Origin of the sequence: Bacillus sp. AFS001701 (genome assembly GCF_002559405.1) — a bacterium.
Taxonomy (GTDB): Bacteria; Bacillota; Bacilli; order Bacillales; family Bacillaceae_G; genus Gottfriedia.
Genome location: NZ_NTZO01000307.1, coordinates 1 through 1,386 on the forward strand (window position 1 = coordinate 1; position 1,386 = coordinate 1,386).

Genomic DNA, 1,386 nt, shown 5'->3' on the forward strand with positions numbered 1-1,386 from the left:
TAAAGAAAAAAAATTAAATATATTAAGTGAAAATAACTAAAATAGCTCAAAAAAAAATCGACTTCTCAGCCGATTTTAGTTACGATTTTAAAATAATATACGTAAGGCCAATTGCGCCAGAATTAAATGTTTTGTTTTCGACAAGAGTGAGGTTGCGTTTATATTCCGAGGCCTTAAATAAAGGTAGACCATTTCCTATAATAACTGGTGAAATCGTAATTTTAATTACATCAATTAAATCAAGTTCCATAAGAGCATGGGCAAACCTTGGACTACCTAAAATAATAATATCTTTACCTGGCTGTTTTTTTATGTTTTTAATTTCTTCCTCAATATTTTCTTTTACTAATTTTGTATTATTCCATTCAGCTTTTTCAAGTGTCGTAGAAAATACAACTTTTGATGTCTCCTCAATCCATTTAGCATGTTCAATTTCATATTCTGATGCTTCAGGGTTAGAAGGTACTGATGTCCAATAATTTTCCATCATTTGATATGTTCCTCTACCCCATAACACGGTGTCTACAGTACTTAAAATTCCTCTAGCATGCTTTTCTAATTCTTCATTATAAGATACCCATCCAATATCCATTTCACCCTTTGGTCCTTCTACAAAGCCATCTAAAGAAGAGTGTAAAAATAAAATCACATTTCTCATAAAATCCTCCTATGTACTGAGTTATAGTAGTTTTCTTATTTTTATATAAACAGAGAATTACTAACTGTTTTTATTTTTTAGAAGATATTTTTCTTCTTAAATCCTTTTCTTATATTCTAACCGTTTGTTTTTATTTATTTCATTTTCTCAGCCAACTCTAAAATAATGCCTTCTGGGCCACGAACGTAGCATAACTTATAACTATCTTCATATTGCTGTATTTCACTAAAGATTTCTGTGCCCTTCTTTTTCAGTTTTGCAATAATAGCTTCTATATCTTCAACTGCAAAACAAATATGTCGAATACCCAGCGTATTCGCAAGAGGTTGCCGAATATCTCTTTCATCTGACGGCGTATAAAATTTGACTAGCTCGATCCATGCCTGACCATCTGGCATCCCCAATCCTACACATGCCGTTTTAACATCATTAAGCCCAACTATCCTGTCCAACAGTTCTCCATCCAATTCCCATTCCGCTTTCACTTCAAGTCCAAGATCAAGAAAAAACGCTTTTGCCTCTGAAAGATCATTTACGTTTATACTCACATGATCTATTCTATTGATCTTCAAATCTTATACCTCCTGTGTTCCTGGTATTCTCAATACATGTATTAGTGTAGGTTTTGTTTTAAATTACAATTCGCTTAAAATAGAAAATATCCTTCTTCAACAAACCTGTCGCTTTAGTTCAATAAAAAAACCGACTTTTCAGCCGATCGTGTTGTT

2 protein-coding genes are annotated in these 1,386 nt (G+C 32.5%); both read right to left on the reverse strand.

Features of this window, described 5'->3' with window-relative positions; genetic code table 11:
• Positions 1–79: 79 nt before the first annotated feature.
• The gene (locus CN514_RS18635) at positions 80–658 is read right to left on the reverse strand and encodes a dihydrofolate reductase family protein (RefSeq protein WP_098233890.1); all 579 of its coding nucleotides are present in this window, start codon (positions 656–658) and stop codon (positions 80–82) included.
• Positions 659–792: 134 nt separating this feature from the next.
• Positions 793–1,230 (reverse strand): VOC family protein, encoded by a 438-nt coding sequence (locus CN514_RS18640; RefSeq protein ID WP_098233891.1) that lies wholly within the window; start codon positions 1,228–1,230, stop codon positions 793–795.
• Positions 1,231–1,386 lie beyond the last annotated feature (156 nt).

Coding starts and splice junctions, on each gene's coding strand:
- CN514_RS18635 (WP_098233890.1), bottom strand. CDS start 658: ATGAGAAATGTGATTTTATTTTTACACTCTTCTTTAGATGGCTTTGTA.